Origin of the sequence: Streptomyces sp. NPDC002795 (genome assembly GCF_042888725.1) — a bacterium.
In the GTDB taxonomy this organism is placed as follows: domain Bacteria; phylum Actinomycetota; class Actinomycetes; order Streptomycetales; family Streptomycetaceae; genus Streptomyces.
Genome location: NZ_JBIAQB010000002.1, coordinates 649935 through 664475 on the forward strand (window position 1 = coordinate 649935; position 14541 = coordinate 664475).

Consider the following 14541-nt stretch of genomic DNA (forward strand, 5'->3'; position numbering starts at 1 on the left):
GGTATCAGACCGCCCTCATCAGCAGGGTCACTGCGGCGATGACCGCCGCGCCGCCGAACATCGAGACGGCGTACGAGCGCACGTAGCCGTTCTGGAGTTTGCGCAGCCGACCGGAGAGGCCGCCGACCGAGGCCGCCGTCCCGTTGACCACCCCGTCGACCAAGGTGTGGTCGACGTATACGAGGGAGCGCGTCAGGTGCTCGCCGCCGCGCACCAGAACGACGTGGTTGAAGTCGTCCTGGAGCAGGTCACGCCGTGCGGCGCGGGTGAGCAGCGAACCGCGCGGGGCGACGACGGGAACCTCTCGGCGCCCGTACTGGACCCAGGCGAGACCCACACCGATCACCAGGCACACCATGGTGGCTCCGGTGACCACACCCGCGCTGATGGGCGCGTGCCCGTGGTCGTGCCCGGTGACGGGCTCCAGCCAGTGCAGGAAGCGGTCGCCGATGGAGAAGAAGCCACCGGCGAAGACCGAGCCGACCGCGAGCACGATCATCGGGATCGTCATGGAGGACGGGGACTCGTGCGGGTGCGGCTCATGGCCCTGCGCGTCCGGCTGCCAGCGCTTCTCGCCGAAGAAGGTCATGATCATCACGCGGGTCATGTAGAACGCGGTGATCGCCGCGCCGAGCAGGGCGACGGAGCCGAGGATCCAGCCCTCGGTGCCGCCCTTGGCGAACGCCGCCTCGATGATCTTGTCCTTGGAGAAGAAGCCGGACAGGCCGGGGAAACCGATGATCGCCAGATACCCGAGCCCGAACGTCACGAAGGTGACCGGCATGTACTTCCGCAGTCCGCCGAACTTCCTCATGTCGACCTCGTCGTTCATGCCGTGCATGACCGAACCGGCGCCGAGGAACAGGCCCGCCTTGAAGAAGCCGTGCGTGACCAGGTGCATGATCGCGAAGACGTAGCCGATGGGGCCGAGGCCCGCGGCGAGGATCATGTAGCCGATCTGCGACATCGTCGAGCCGGCGAGCGCCTTCTTGATGTCGTCCTTCGCACAACCGACGATCGCACCGAACAGCAGCGTGACCGCGCCGACGATGGTCACGACGAGCTGCGCGTCCGGCGCCCCGTTGAAGATCGCGCCGGAGCGGACGATCAGGTAGACGCCCGCGGTCACCATGGTCGCGGCGTGGATGAGGGCCGAGACCGGGGTCGGGCCCTCCATCGCGTCCCCGAGCCAGGACTGCAGCGGCACCTGGGCCGACTTGCCGCACGCGGCGAGCAGCAGCACCAGGCCGATGGCGGTGAGCTTGCCCTCGCTGGTGTCACCGACGCTGCCCAGGACATCGCCGAAGGCGAAGGTCCCGAACGTCGTGAACATCAGCATGATCGCGATCGCCAGGCCCATGTCGCCGACCCGGTTGACCAGGAACGCCTTCTTCGCGGCGGTGGCCGCGCTCGGCTTGTGCTGCCAGAAGCCGATCAGCAGGTACGAGGCGAGGCCCACGCCCTCCCAGCCGACATACAGGAGCAGGTAGTTGTCGGCGATGACCAGGAGGAGCATCGCGGCGACGAACAGGTTCAGGTAGCCGAAGAAGCGGCGGCGCCGCTCGTCGTGCTCCATGTAGCCGATCGAGTACAGGTGGATCAGCGTGCCCACACCGGAGATCAGCAGGACGAACGTCATCGACAGCTGGTCCAGCTGGAAGGCGACGTCCGCCTGGAAACCCTCGACGGGGATCCAGCTGAACAGGTGCTGGCTGAGCGTGCGGTCCTCCGGACCCATGCCGAGCATGTCGGTGAAGAGCACGACGGCGATCACGAAGGAGACGGCCGCGAGCAGCGTGCCGAGCAGATGACCCACCCGGTCCAACGCCCGCCCGCCGCACAGCAGTACGGCCGCTCCGAGCAGTGGCGCCGCTACCAGCAGCGCAATGAGATTCTCCACTGGTTACGACCCCTTACAGCTTCATCAGGCTGGCGTCGTCGACCGAGGCCGAGTGGCGGGAACGGAACAGCGACACGATGATCGCGAGCCCCACCACGACCTCGGCGGCGGCGACGACCATCGTGAAGAACGCGATGATCTGGCCATCGAGATTGCCGTGCATGCGGGAGAACGCGACGAACGCGAGGTTGCACGCGTTCAGCATCAGCTCGATGCACATGAACACGACGATCGCGTTCCGCCTGATGAGCACGCCGGTGGCGCCGACCGTGAACAACAGGGCGGCGAGATACAGGTAGTTGACCGGATTCACTTCGACGCCTCCTCGGCCCGGTCGCGATCCGAGCGCTCCAGGCGGTCGGACGACCGCTGCTCCAGAGCCTTCAGATCGCTCATCGCCTCACCGGAGACATCCCGGATCTGACCGCGCTCGCGCAGCGTCTGCATGACCGTGAGCTCCGAGGGGGAGCCGTCGGGCAGCAGGCCTGCGATGTCCACCGCGTTGTGCCGGGCGTAGACACCCGGGGCGGGCAGCGGCGGGAGGTGCTTGCCCTCGCGCACCCGCTCCTCGGCCAACTCGCGCTGCGTCTTGGCCCGTTCGGTGCGCTCGCGGTGCGTGAGCACCATCGCGCCGACGGTGGCCGTGATCAGCAGGGCGCCGGTGATCTCGAAGGCGAAGACGTACTTGGTGAAGATGAGGGCCGCCAGGCCCTCCACGTTCCCCCCGGCGTTCGCCTTGCCGAGTCCGTTGAACTGCGTCAGCGACGCCTGGCCGATCCCCGCGATCAGCAGCACCCCGAAGCCGAGCCCGCACAGGGCGGCGAGCCAGCGCTGCCCCTTGATGGTCTCCGTCAGGGAGTCGGCCGCGGTGACGCCGACGAGCATCACCACGAAGAGGAACAGCATCATGATCGCGCCCGTGTAGACGACGATCTGCACGATGCCGAGGAAGTACGCCCCGTTGGCCAGGTAGAAGATCGCCAGAATGATCATGGTGCCGGCCAGGCACAGGGCACTGTGCACGGCCTTCTTCATCAGGATCGTGGACAGGGCGCCGATGACGGCGACCGTGCCGAGGATCCAGAACTGGAAGGCCTCACCGGTGGAGGTGCTCGCGGCGAGCGTGGCCACCGAGGCGAGCTGCGCGCTCATACGTCCACCCCCGCCGCCTTCTCAGAGGCTTCCTCAGAGACTTCCTCAGGGGCTTCATCAGAGGGCTTCTCGCCCTTGGAGACGGCCACTTGGCGCTCCGTGCCGGGCGCCGCTTCGGTGACGAGACCCCGGTAGTAGTCCTGCTCGTCCGTGCCGGGGAAGATCGAGTGCGGGCTCTCGACCATGCCCTCGTCGAGCCCGGCGAGCAGCTGCTCCTTGGTGTAGATGAGGTTGGCGCGGCTGCTGTCGGCCAGCTCGAACTCGTTCGTCATCGTCAGCGCGCGCGTGGGGCACGCCTCGATGCACAGTCCGCACAGAATGCAGCGGGCGTAGTTGATCTGGTAGACGCGGCCGTAGCGCTCACCCGGCGAGTAGCGCTCCTCTTCGGTGTTGTCCGCGCCCTCCACGTAGATCGCGTCCGCCGGGCAGGCCCAGGCGCACAACTCGCAGCCGATGCACTTCTCCAGGCCGTCCGGATGGCGGTTGAGCTGGTGCCTGCCGTGGAAGCGGGGAGCAGTGGTCTTCGGTTGCTCCGGGTACTGCTCGGTCAGCCGCTTCTTGAACATGGCCTTGAAGGTCACACCGAAGCCGGCGACGGGGTTCTGGAACCCCGGCTCGGTGTCCTTCTGCTGGCCGGAGTCGGTCTCTTCAGCCATCGGACGCCTCCTTTCCTTCTCGCGCTGCGCCAAGTGACTCGTCACTCGCAGTATCGGGGCCACCACTGACAATCAACTCCCGCTGCCGACGGGAGGGCCTGCGCGGCACGGGCGGTGGGGTCTGTCCTGGCAGCGGTGGCACGGGGAATCCGCCCGCCATCGGGTCGAAGGCGGCGGGCTCTTCGGCGGCCTCGCGCTGCTTGGCCCCTCGGTCGCGGAAGATGTCCACGACGAACGACAGGATCAGGACCACAAGGATCGCGGCGCCGACGTACAGGGCGATGGAGGCGAAGTCGTAGTTCTCGTTGCGCAGCGTCCGCACGGTCGCCACCAGCATCAGCCACACCACGGAGGCCGGGATGAGGACCTTCCAGCCGAGCTTCATCAGCTGGTCGTAGCGCACGCGTGGCAGCGTGCCGCGCAGCCAGATGAAGAAGAACAGCAGTAGCTGGACCTTGATGACGAACCAGAGCATCGGCCACCAGCCGTGGTTCGCGCCCTCCCAGAACGTGGAGACGGGCCAGGGTGCGCGCCAGCCGCCCAGGAAGAGCGTCACGGACACCGCCGAGACCGTCACCATGTTCACGTACTCGGCGAGCATGAACATCGCGAACTTGATGGACGAGTACTCGGTGTTGAAGCCGCCGACGAGGTCGCCCTCGGACTCCGGCATGTCGAACGGTGCGCGGTTGGTCTCGCCGACCATCGTCACGATGTAGATCAGGAACGACACCGGAAGCAGGACGATGTACCAGCGGTCGTGCTGCTGGGCGACGATCTCCGAGGTCGACATCGAGCCCGAGTAGAGGAACACCGAGGCGAACGCGGCGCCCATCGCGATCTCGTACGAGATCATCTGCGCGCAGGACCGCAGCCCGCCGAGCAGCGGATACGTGGATCCGGACGACCACCCGGCGAGGACGATGCCGTAGATGCCGACGGAGGCGACCGCGAGGATGAAGAGCATCGCGATCGGCAGGTCGGTGAGCTGCATCGTCGTACGTTGGCCGAAGATCGAGACCTCGTTGCCCGCCGGGCCGAACGGGATCACGGCGATCGCCATGAAGGCGGGGATCGCGGCGACGACAGGCGCGAGGACGTAGACCACCTTGTCCGCGCGCTTGACGATCACGTCTTCCTTGAGCATCAGCTTGATGCCGTCGGCGAGCGACTGGAGCATGCCCCAGGGGCCGTGCCGGTTCGGGCCGATGCGCAGCTGCATCCAGGCGACGACCTTGCGCTCCCACACGATGGAGAACAGCACGGTCACCATCAGGAAGGCGAAGCAGAAGACCGCCTTGACGACGACGAGCCACCAGGGGTCGCGGCCGAACATGGAGAGGTCTTCCAGAGCGAGCGCGTTCATGACTGCACCTCCGGGGCTCCGGCGGCGACGGCCGGGCCGATCTTCACCAGGTCGCCGGGGACGGCACCCGTGTCCGAAGCGACGCCGCCGCCCTCGGAGTTGAGCGGCAGCCATACGACACGGTCGGGCATCTCGGTGACCTGGAGCGGGAACGCGACGCTGCCCAGTGCCCCGGTGACCGTCAGGACGTCGCCGTCCTTCACGCCCGCCTCCGCGGCGGTCGTGGCGGACACGCGCGCGTGGGCGGCGTGCCGGGTCCCGGCGAGTGCCTCGTCGCCCTCCTGGAGGCGGCCCAGGTCGAGCAGCAGCCGGTGTCCGGCGAGGACGGCCTCTCCGGAGGAGGGCTTCGGCAGCTGGCCCGCTGTCCCCAGCGGCTCGGTCGCGTGCGGTCCGTCCCAGTTGCTCAGGCGGTCCAACTCTCCGCGCAGCGAGCGCAGATCGGGGAGCCCCAGGTGGACGTCCATGGCGTCCGCCACCATCTGCAGCACGCGCGCGTCCGTGGGCGCGACGCGCCGCGTCATCTGGTCGGGCTTCAGGGCGGCCTCGAACATCCGGGCGCGCCCCTCCCAGTTGAGGAACGTGCCCGCCTTCTCGGCGACCGCGGCCACCGGAAGGACGACGTCGGCGTGGTCGGTGACCTCGCTGGGCCGCTGTTCCAGGGAGATCAGGAAACCCACCTCGTGAAGGGCTTCACGCGCGCGTGTCGGGGCGGGAAGGTCGGCGACCTCGACCCCGGCCACCACAAGGGCCTGCAGTTCGCCGGTGGCCGCGGCCTCCACGATCTGCCCGGTGTCCCGCCCGAAGCGGTGCGGCAGTTCGGCCACACCCCAGGCGGCGGCGACCTGGTCCCGCGCGCGCGGGTCGGTCGAGGGCCTGCCGCCCGGCAGCAGCGACGGCAGCGCGCCCGCCTCGACGGCGCCGCGCTCACCGGCCCTGCGCGGGATCCACACCAGCTCGGCCCCGGTCGCGGACGCGGCCCGTACGGCGGCGGTGAGACCGCCCGCCACGGCCGCGACCCGCTCGCCGACGACGATCACGGCGCCTTCGCCACGCAGCGCCTGCGCGGCGTCCGCTCCCCCACCTTCGAGACCGACACCGGAAGCGAGCGCGTCGAGCCACTCGGGCTCGGTGCCGGGAGCGGCCGGCAGCAGCGTGCCACCCGCCTTCTCCAGGCCACGCGTCGCATGCGTAGCGAGCGAGTAGACCTTCTGTCCGTGTCCCCGCCACGCCTTGCGGAGCTTGAGGAAGACGCCGGGCGCCTCCTCCTCCGACTCGAACCCGACAAGGAGGACCGCGGGCGCCTTCTCAAGGGCCTTGTACGTGACTCCGCTGCCGTCCAGGTCGCGGCCTCGACCGGCGACACGTGCCGCCAGGAAGTCGGCTTCCTCGCTGCTGTGCACGCGCGCGCGGAAATCGATGTCGTTCGTGTCGAGTGCGATGCGCGCGAACTTGCTGTACGCGTAGGCGTCCTCGACGGTGAGGCGGCCACCGGTGAGCACACCCGTGCGACCACGGGCGGCGGCGAGCCCGCGCGCGGCGGTCTCCAGCGCCTCCGGCCAGGAAGCGGGCCGCAGTTCACCGCTCTCCGCGTCCCGTACGAGGGGGTGGGTGAGCCGGTCGGGCTTCTGCGCGTAGCGGAAGCCGAAGCGGCCCTTGTCGCAGATCCACTCCTCGTTGACCTCGGGGTCGTTGGCCGCGAGGCGACGCATGACCTTGCCGCGCCGGTGGTCGGTGCGGGTCGCGCAGCCGCCGGAGCAGTGCTCGCACACGCTCGGCGACGACACGAGGTCGAAGGGGCGGGAGCGGAACCGGTACGCCGCCGAGGTCAGCGCGCCGACCGGGCAGATCTGGATCGTGTTCCCGGAGAAGTACGACTCGAAGGGGTCGCCCTCACCCGTGCCGACCTGCTGGAGCGCGCCGCGCTCGATCAGCTCGATCATCGGGTCGCCCGCGATCTGGTTGGAGAACCGGGTGCAGCGCGCGCACAGCACGCACCGCTCGCGGTCGAGCAGCACCTGCTTCGAGATCGGGACCGGCTTCTCGTAGGTCCGCTTCTTGCCCTCGAAGCGGGAGTCGGACTGGCCGTGCGACATGGCCTGGTTCTGCAGCGGGCATTCGCCGCCCTTGTCGCAGACCGGGCAGTCGAGGGGGTGGTTGATGAGCAGCAGCTCCATGACCCCCTTCTGCGCCTTCTCGGCGACCGGGGAGGAGAGCTGGCTCTTGACCACCATGCCGTCGGTGCAGGTGATGGTGCAGGACGCCATCGGCTTGCGCTGGCCCTCCACCTCAACGATGCACTGCCGGCAGGCGCCTGCCGGGTCGAGCAGCGGGTGGTCGCAGAAGCGCGGGATCTCGATGCCGAGCATCTCGGCGGCCCGGATGACCAGAGTCCCCTTGGGGACGCTGATCTCGATGCCGTCGATCGTCAGGGACACGAGGTCCTCGGGCGGAACCGCCGCCTCGCCGCCCCCGGAGGAGCGCCCCGCGGCGGAGCCGCCGGTCGAATGCTGCGTCACAGTCATGCGTTCACCTCCGTGCGGTGCTTGTCGCCCCGGCCGGCCCAGAGCGTGGACCTGGCCGGGTCGAAGGGGCAGGCCTTGCCCGTGATGTGCTGCTCGTACTCGTCGCGGAAGTACTTGAGCGAGGAGAAGATCGGCGAGGCGGCGCCGTCGCCGAGGGCGCAGAACGACTTGCCGTTGATGTTGTCGGCGATGTCGTTCAGCTTGTCGAGGTCGGACATCGTGCCCTTGCCCGCCTCGATGTCCCGGAGCAACTGCACGAGCCAGTACGTTCCTTCACGGCACGGTGTGCACTTGCCGCAGGACTCGTGGGCGTAGAACTCGGTCCACCTTGTGACCGCGCGCACGACGCAGGTCGTCTCATCGAAGCACTGCAGCGCCTTGGTGCCGAGCATCGATCCGGCGGCGCCGACGCCCTCGTAGTCGAGGGGCACGTCGAGGTGTTCCTCGGTGAACATCGGGGTCGAACTGCCGCCGGGCGTCCAGAACTTGAGGCGGTGGCCCGGACGCATGCCGCCGCTCATGTCGAGCAGCTGGCGCAGCGTGATGCCGAGCGGGGCCTCGTACTGGCCGGGGCTCGCGACGTGGCCGCTGAGCGAGTACAGCGTGAAGCCGGGCGACTTCTCGCTCCCCATCGATTTGAACCAGTCCTTGCCCCGATTGATGATTGCGGGAACCGACGCGATGGACTCGACGTTGTTCACCACAGTGGGGCAGGCGTAGAGGCCCGCGACGGCAGGGAAGGGGGGACGGAGTCGCGGCTGACCACGGCGGCCTTCGAGCGAGTCCAGGAGTGCGGTCTCCTCACCACAGATGTACGCGCCCGCGCCGGCGTGCACGGTGAGTTCAAGGTTGAGACCACTGCCCAGGACGTTCTGCCCGAGATACCCCGCGGCGTAGGCCTCGCGCACGGCCTCGTGCAAGCGCCGCAGTACGGGGACCACTTCACCGCGCAAGTAGATGAACGCGTGCTCGGAACGGATCGCGTAACAGGCGATCACGATGCCCTCGATGAGGCTGTGCGGGTTCGCGAAGAGGAGCGGGATGTCCTTGCAGGTCCCCGGCTCCGATTCGTCGGCGTTGACAACTAGATAGTGCGGCTTGCCGTCTCCCTGCGGGATGAACTGCCACTTCATCCCGGTCGGGAATCCGGCGCCACCACGCCCGCGGAGCCCCGCGTCCTTCACATACGCGATCAGGTCGTCCGGCGCCATGGCGAGGGCCTTGCGCAGCCCCTCGTATCCCTCGTGCCGGCGGTACACATCCAAGGACCAGGACTTGTCCTGGTCCCAGAAGGCCGACAGGACCGGAGAGAGCAGCTTCTCCGGGCTGGTGTCGTTGTTCTCGATCTCTGCTGCCAAGGTCATCACTCCCCCTCCTCGGCGGTCGGTCCCGCTGGGTGCTGCGGGTCGGAGGCCGACGTGTCCTGCGGCGCGTCGTGCGAGCTCAAGTGCTCGGTGGGCGAAGGGTCGTGGGGCGGTTCGCCCTCGATGTTCTCGCCGCGCGGGTGGACCACGCGCGGGGACTCCGTCTCGCCCTTGGCCAGGCGGAGTCCGACCAGTGAGGCGGGCCCCGCGCTGCCGCCGGCCTCGACGGCACCGGCGCGCTCGTCGGGGAACCCGGCCAGGATGCGCGCGGTCTCCTTGAAGGTGCACAAGGGAGCGCCGCGCGTGGGTGACACCTCGGCGCCCGTGCGCAGGTCGTCGACGAGCTGCCTGGCGGTCTCGGGCGTCTGGTTGTCGAAGAACTCCCAGTTGACCATCACCACGGGAGCGAAATCACAAGCGGCGTTGCACTCGATGTGCTCCAGCGTGATCCTGCCGTCGTCCGTAGTGCCGTTGTTGCCGACGCCGAGGTGCTCCTGGAGCGACTCGAAGATGGCGTCGCCACCCATGACGGCGCACAACGTGTTGGTGCAGACGCCCACTTGGTAGTCGCCGCTCGGCTTCCTGCGGTACATCGTGTAGAAGGTCGCGACGGCCGTGACCTCGGCGGTGGTCAGGCCGAGCACGTCCGCGCAGAACTGCATTCCGGTGCGCGTGACGTGCCCCTCCTCCGACTGCACGAGGTGCAGCAGCGGAAGTAGCGCCGAGCGGGAGCCGGGGTAGCGGGAAATGATCTCCTTCGCGTCGGCCTCCAGGCGGGTTCGGACGTCGTCCGGGTACGCGGGCGCGGGCAGCTGTGGCATGCCCAGACTCACGCCCTGCTCAGAAGAACTGGTGGTCACCGGTCGACGCCTCCCATCACGGGGTCGATGGACGCGACGGCGACGATGACGTCGGCGACCTGGCCGCCCTCGCACATCGCCGCCATGGCCTGAAGGTTGGTGAAGGACGGGTCGCGGTAGTGGACCCTGAACGGGCGGGTGCCGCCGTCGGACACGGCGTGCACGCCCAGCTCGCCCTTGGGCGACTCCACGGCCGTGTACGTCTGTCCCGGCGGGACGCGGAAGCCCTCGGTCACCAGCTTGAAGTGGTGGATGAGGGCCTCCATGGAGGTGCCCATGATGTTCTTGATGTGGTCGAGCGAGTTGCCGAGACCGTCCGGGCCGAGGGCCAGTTGGGCGGGCCAGGCGATCTTCTTGTCGCCGACCATGACCGGGCCCGGCTCCAGACGGTCCAGGCACTGCTCGACGATGCGCAGCGACTGGCGCATCTCCTCCAGGCGGATCAGGAAGCGCCCGTAGGAGTCGCAGGTGTCGGCGGTCGGGATGTCGAACTCGTAGTTCTCGTAGCCGCAGTACGGCTGTGCCTTGCGCAGGTCGTGCGGCAGTCCCGCGGAGCGCAGGACCGGGCCCGTGGCGCCGAGGGCCATGCAGCCCGCGAGGTCGAGGTAGCCGACGTCCTGCATACGGGCCTTGAAGATGGGGTTCCCGGTGGCGAGCTTGTCGTACTCGGGAAGGTTCTTCTTCATCTTCTTCACGAACTCGCGGAGCTGGTCCACCGCGCCGGGCGGCAGGTCCTGGGCGAGTCCGCCGGGCCGGATGTACGCGTGGTTCATCCGCAGGCCAGTGATCAACTCGAAGACGTCGAGAACGAGTTCACGATCGCGGAATCCGTAGATCATGATCGTGGTCGCGCCGAGCTCCATGCCGCCGGTGGCGATGGCCACCAGGTGCGAGGACAACCGGTTCAGCTCCATGAGGAGCACGCGGATGATGCTGGCGCGGTCCGGGATCTCGTCCTCGATGCCGAGGAGCTTCTCGACGCCGAGGCAGTACGCCGTCTCGTTGTAGAACGGCGTGAGGTAGTCCATGCGCGTCACGAACGTCGTGCCCTGGGTCCACGTGCGGTACTCGAGGTTCTTCTCGATGCCGGTGTGGAGGTAGCCGATGCCGCAGCGGGCCTCGGTGACCGTCTCGCCGTCGATCTCCAGGATCAGGCGCAACACCCCGTGTGTGGACGGGTGTTGGGGCCCCATGTTGACGATGATGCGCTCGTCGTCGGACTTGACCGCGGCCTCGGCGACCTCGTCCCAGTCACCTCCGGTGACCGTGTAGACGGTGCCTTCGGTGGTCTCGCGCGGCGATGCGGAGGGAGCAGAAGGAGTGGAAGACATCAGCTGTACGACCTCCGCTGGTCCGGAGCCGGGATCTGGGCGCCCTTGTACTCGACGGGGATGCCGCCGAGGGGATAGTCCTTGCGCTGCGGGAAGCCCTGCCAGTCGTCCGGCATCATGATCCGCGTCAGCGCGGGGTGGCCGTCGAAGACGAGCCCGAAGAAGTCGTACGCCTCGCGCTCGTGCCAGTCGTTGGTCGGGTACACCGGGACCAGTGACGGGATGTGCGGGTCCGCGTCGGGCGCGGAGACCTCGAGGCGGATCAGCCGGTTGTGGGTGATCGAGCGCAGGTGGTACACGGCGTGCAGCTCGCGGCCCTTGTCCCCGGGGTAGTGCACCGCCGAGACACCCGTGCACAGTTCGAAGCGCAGGGCCGGGTCGTCGCGCAGGGTGCGGGCGACGCGGACCAGGTGCTCGCGCTCGATGTGGAAGGTGAGCTCGTCGCGGTCGACGACCGTCTTGTCGATGGCGTTCTCGGGGACGAGGCCCTGTTCCTCCAGGGCGCCCTCCAGCTCGTCCGCCACCTCGTCGAACCAGCCGCCGTAGGGCCGGGAGGATTCGCCGGGCAGCCGGATCGAGCGGACGAGGCCGCCGTAGCCGGAGGTGTCGCCGCCGTTGTTGGCGCCGAACATGCCGCGCTGGACGCGGATCTCCTCACCCTGATCGCCGCGCTGCCCCGGGAGGTTGGAAGCGCTGAGGTCCTTTTCGGGGTTGACCCCGTTCGATCCCTTGTCGCTGTGCGCGTCGCTCACCGCAGCAGCCCCTTCATCTCGATCGTCGGGAGCGCCTTGAGCGCCGCTTCCTCCGCCTCACGGGCCGCCTCCTCGGCGTTGACGCCGAGCTTGGAGGTCTGGATCTTCTGATGGAGCTTGAGAATCGCGTCCATCAGCATCTCGGGCCGGGGCGGGCAGCCGGGCAGATAGATGTCGACCGGGACGACATGGTCGACGCCCTGCACGATCGCGTAGTTGTTGAACATCCCGCCGGAGGATGCGCAGACGCCCATGGAGATGACCCACTTGGGGTTCGGCATCTGGTCATAGACCTGGCGAAGGACGGGCGCCATCTTCTGGCTCACCCGCCCGGCCACGATCATCAGGTCCGCCTGGCGTGGCGATCCGCGGAAGACTTCCATGCCGAACCGCGCCAGGTCGTAGCGGCCCGCGCCCGTCGTCATCATCTCGATGGCGCAGCAGGCGAGCCCGAACGTGGCGGGAAAGACGGACGACTTGCGCACCCAGCCCGCGGCCTGCTCGACGGTGGTCAGCAGGAATCCGCTCGGCAGCTTTTCTTCGAGTCCCATTGGTCTGTGGCTCCTGGTCTCCCCTATACGGGGCTCAGTCCCATTCCAGGCCGCCGCGCCGCCATACGTACGCGTACGCGACGAAGACGGTGAGCACGAAGAGCAGCATCTCTACGAGCCCGAACACCCCAAGGGCGTCGAAGGTGACGGCCCAGGGGTAGAGAAAGACGATCTCGATGTCGAAGACGATGAAGAGCATCGCCGTCAGGTAGTACTTGATGGGGAAGCGCCCGCCACCGGCCGGCGTGGGGGTCGGCTCGATCCCGCACTCATAAGCCTCTAGCTTGGCCCTGTTGTACCGCTTTGGACCGATAAGCGTGGCCATGACCACGGAGAAGATCGCAAAGCCTGCCCCGAGGGCTCCCAGTACGAGGATGGGCGCATAAGCGTTCACCGCTCCTCGCTCCTCTCAGTCGGCACTGACTGCTGGCGGTTGCATGAGCTCGCGGCCACTTCCCACGTCCTGCGAACGGTCGAAGATCGCCGACATGTGAAGCGGGTCACAAGCCCAACTTGCCCCGCATCCTATGCCTGCAACTCTGTGATCTGCGACACGGGGTGCGCCAACTACTTTGTGATCTCCACCACCTGACGAAGGATCATGAAGTCGGATGAGCAGTGATCTTCACACGCGAAGCACCTGAGTGATCACCAGTGGTGACAACTTGACGCGTTACCCCTGGTCGGAGAGGTGCGTTCACTATCAAGGCATGGAGACAGCAAGCAAATTGGCGCTGGACGCGGTTGGCTGATAGTGGACGTCGTTCACACGTTGGAGGGATGGGTGTGAATGGAAATGGACGCGAGATGTGTTCATGACGTGTGCACCGCACCCCCTAGGGGGCGGCTTGTGACCTGCGTCACGCATCGGGCGGACCGTCAGAAACCGGGCTTGGCCAACTGCCTCAACGGGTGGTAAGCGTCGGGCAATTCGGGCGTATTGCGGAAAACCCATGCTCAGGGCCGCGCGAAGGGCTGTCCGCTTTGCCCGTTACGGCGTCAATAAAGCCTGTCGGGCCCGGGTTTCGACCCCCAGCTTCACAACTGTGGCGCACCACACGTTTCTTGAAGGGATCGGGGAGGCCCTGATACCGGTTGGTCTCATGTCCCACACCGCTCACATACCCAGCCACCGGAAGCCCCGTCGCAGCGCCTCGAAGATGGCCCTGCGCGCCGGAGTTACCGGTGGCGTCCTCAGCACCCTGGCAGTCGCTGGTGCGGCCGGCCCGGCCAACGCCGCCGAGCCGGTGGCGCAGACCATCGAGATGCCCACGCTCACCACCGACCTCTCCACCCAGGTAGCCCAGTCCGCGGACGCCACCCAGCAGGCCGCGGCCAACTACCAGGTCCAGGCCGAGCGCGACGCCGCGTTCGACAAGGCCGCGGACCAGGCGAAGAAGGACCAGGTCGCCGCCGAGAAGAAGGCCGAGGCCAAGAAGAAGGCCGAAGCCAAGGCCGAGGCCGAGGCCGCCGCCAAGCGCGAGGCCGCCGAGAAGGCCGCCGCCTCCCGCTCCAGCGAGCGCACCACGCTGCAGGCGACCACCGCGTCCTCCTCCGACGAGGCCCCCGCCCCGGCCAGCGGCTCCGCCGCCGCCGTGGTGTCGTTCGTCAAGTCGCACATCGGTGACGCCTACGTGTCCGGTGGCACGGGCCCCAGCTCCTGGGACTGCTCGGGTCTGGTGCAGGCCGCGTACAAGCAGGCCGGTGTCGACCTGCCGCGCGTCTCGCAGGACCAGTCGACGCAGGGCACCCAGGTCGGCCTCGACAACCTGCAGGCCGGCGACATCCTCTACTGGGGTGGCTCCGGCAGCGCCTACCACGTCGCGATCTACGTGGGCGGCGGCAAGTTCGTCGGCGCGCAGAACTCCTCGACCGGTGTCGTCGAGCAGCCGCTCTCCTACGACCAGCCGACCGGCGCCGTCCGCGTTCTCTGAGTGCCCCTCTGAGGGCCCGGTGAACTCCCGGGCCCCCAGGGACCCCTGCGGCCCCCACGGGCCGTACACAGCCGCCTGAAGCCCCTCAGGGCCTTCACGGCGACTCCCCAGCGCGCACACCGAAGGCCGCCGCTCCCCTCGCGGGGTGCGGCG

At 68.1% G+C, this 14541-nt stretch carries 13 protein-coding genes; 1 reads left to right on the plus strand and 12 read right to left on the minus strand.

Going from position 1 to position 14541, the window contains the following annotated elements; translation table 11 throughout:
- Positions 1-4 precede the first annotated feature (4 nt).
- Genes nuoL through ACFYWS_RS07645 form a run of 12 tightly spaced genes read right to left on the minus strand, consistent with a single transcriptional unit; the run spans position 5 to position 12848 of the window.
- Positions 5-1900, minus strand: a complete 1896-nt coding sequence (gene nuoL, locus ACFYWS_RS07590) for an NADH-quinone oxidoreductase subunit L (RefSeq protein ID WP_389270790.1) — start codon at positions 1898-1900, stop codon at positions 5-7.
- Positions 1901-1913: 13 nt separating this feature from the next.
- Entirely contained in the window at positions 1914-2213 is a 300-nt protein-coding gene (gene nuoK, locus ACFYWS_RS07595) for an NADH-quinone oxidoreductase subunit NuoK (RefSeq protein ID WP_389270793.1), read from the minus strand.
- Positions 2210-3052 (minus strand): NADH-quinone oxidoreductase subunit J, encoded by an 843-nt coding sequence (locus ACFYWS_RS07600; RefSeq protein WP_389270796.1) that lies wholly within the window; start codon positions 3050-3052, stop codon positions 2210-2212. The genes nuoK and ACFYWS_RS07600 overlap by 4 nt, the downstream gene beginning before the upstream one ends.
- Positions 3049-3708, minus strand: coding sequence for an NADH-quinone oxidoreductase subunit NuoI (nuoI, locus tag ACFYWS_RS07605; protein WP_389270799.1), 660 nt, complete (start codon positions 3706-3708; stop codon positions 3049-3051). Before nuoI ends, ACFYWS_RS07600 begins: the two co-directional genes overlap by 4 nt.
- Complete coding sequence (gene nuoH / locus ACFYWS_RS07610; RefSeq protein ID WP_389270802.1) at positions 3701-5074, minus strand: NADH-quinone oxidoreductase subunit NuoH; 1374 nt, start codon at positions 5072-5074, stop codon at positions 3701-3703. Before nuoH ends, nuoI begins: the two co-directional genes overlap by 8 nt.
- Positions 5071-7596 (minus strand): NADH-quinone oxidoreductase subunit G, encoded by a 2526-nt coding sequence (locus ACFYWS_RS07615; RefSeq protein WP_389270805.1) that lies wholly within the window; start codon positions 7594-7596, stop codon positions 5071-5073. Before ACFYWS_RS07615 ends, nuoH begins: the two co-directional genes overlap by 4 nt.
- Positions 7593-8960, minus strand: coding sequence for an NADH-quinone oxidoreductase subunit NuoF (gene nuoF, locus ACFYWS_RS07620; RefSeq protein ID WP_389270808.1), 1368 nt, complete (start codon positions 8958-8960; stop codon positions 7593-7595). The genes ACFYWS_RS07615 and nuoF overlap by 4 nt, the downstream gene beginning before the upstream one ends.
- Complete coding sequence (nuoE, locus tag ACFYWS_RS07625) at positions 8960-9820, minus strand: NADH-quinone oxidoreductase subunit NuoE (RefSeq protein WP_389270811.1); 861 nt, start codon at positions 9818-9820, stop codon at positions 8960-8962. Before nuoE ends, nuoF begins: the two co-directional genes overlap by 1 nt.
- Positions 9817-11151, minus strand: a complete 1335-nt coding sequence (locus ACFYWS_RS07630) for an NADH-quinone oxidoreductase subunit D (RefSeq protein WP_389270814.1) — start codon at positions 11149-11151, stop codon at positions 9817-9819. Before ACFYWS_RS07630 ends, nuoE begins: the two co-directional genes overlap by 4 nt.
- Positions 11151-11903 (minus strand): NADH-quinone oxidoreductase subunit C, encoded by a 753-nt coding sequence (locus ACFYWS_RS07635; RefSeq protein ID WP_389270817.1) that lies wholly within the window; start codon positions 11901-11903, stop codon positions 11151-11153. The genes ACFYWS_RS07630 and ACFYWS_RS07635 overlap by 1 nt, the downstream gene beginning before the upstream one ends.
- On the minus strand, positions 11900-12454 hold the full coding sequence (locus ACFYWS_RS07640) for an NADH-quinone oxidoreductase subunit B family protein (protein WP_016640165.1): 555 nt from the start codon (positions 12452-12454) through the stop codon (positions 11900-11902). Before ACFYWS_RS07640 ends, ACFYWS_RS07635 begins: the two co-directional genes overlap by 4 nt.
- 34 nt (positions 12455-12488) lie before the next feature.
- Positions 12489-12848 carry an NADH-quinone oxidoreductase subunit A gene (locus ACFYWS_RS07645; RefSeq protein WP_007383963.1) on the minus strand — a complete coding sequence of 120 codons (360 nt, stop codon included), beginning with the start codon at positions 12846-12848 and terminating at the stop codon, positions 12489-12491.
- Between the two features lie 709 nt (positions 12849-13557).
- Here ACFYWS_RS07645 and ACFYWS_RS07650 point away from each other — a divergent pair.
- Positions 13558-14388 (plus strand): C40 family peptidase, encoded by an 831-nt coding sequence (locus tag ACFYWS_RS07650; RefSeq protein ID WP_389270822.1) that lies wholly within the window; start codon positions 13558-13560, stop codon positions 14386-14388.
- Positions 14389-14541 lie beyond the last annotated feature (153 nt).

Coding starts and splice junctions, on each gene's coding strand:
- ACFYWS_RS07600 (WP_389270796.1), bottom strand. CDS start 3,052: ATGAGCGCGCAGCTCGCCTCGGTGGCCACGCTCGCCGCGAGCACCTCC.
- nuoI (WP_389270799.1), bottom strand. CDS start 3,708: ATGGCTGAAGAGACCGACTCCGGCCAGCAGAAGGACACCGAGCCGGGG.
- nuoH (WP_389270802.1), bottom strand. CDS start 5,074: ATGAACGCGCTCGCTCTGGAAGACCTCTCCATGTTCGGCCGCGACCCC.
- ACFYWS_RS07615 (WP_389270805.1), bottom strand. CDS start 7,596: ATGACTGTGACGCAGCATTCGACCGGCGGCTCCGCCGCGGGGCGCTCC.
- nuoF (WP_389270808.1), bottom strand. CDS start 8,960: ATGACCTTGGCAGCAGAGATCGAGAACAACGACACCAGCCCGGAGAAG.
- ACFYWS_RS07630 (WP_389270814.1), bottom strand. CDS start 11,151: ATGTCTTCCACTCCTTCTGCTCCCTCCGCATCGCCGCGCGAGACCACC.
- ACFYWS_RS07640 (WP_016640165.1), bottom strand. CDS start 12,454: ATGGGACTCGAAGAAAAGCTGCCGAGCGGATTCCTGCTGACCACCGTC.
- ACFYWS_RS07650 (WP_389270822.1), top strand. CDS start 13,558: ATGTCCCACACCGCTCACATACCCAGCCACCGGAAGCCCCGTCGCAGC.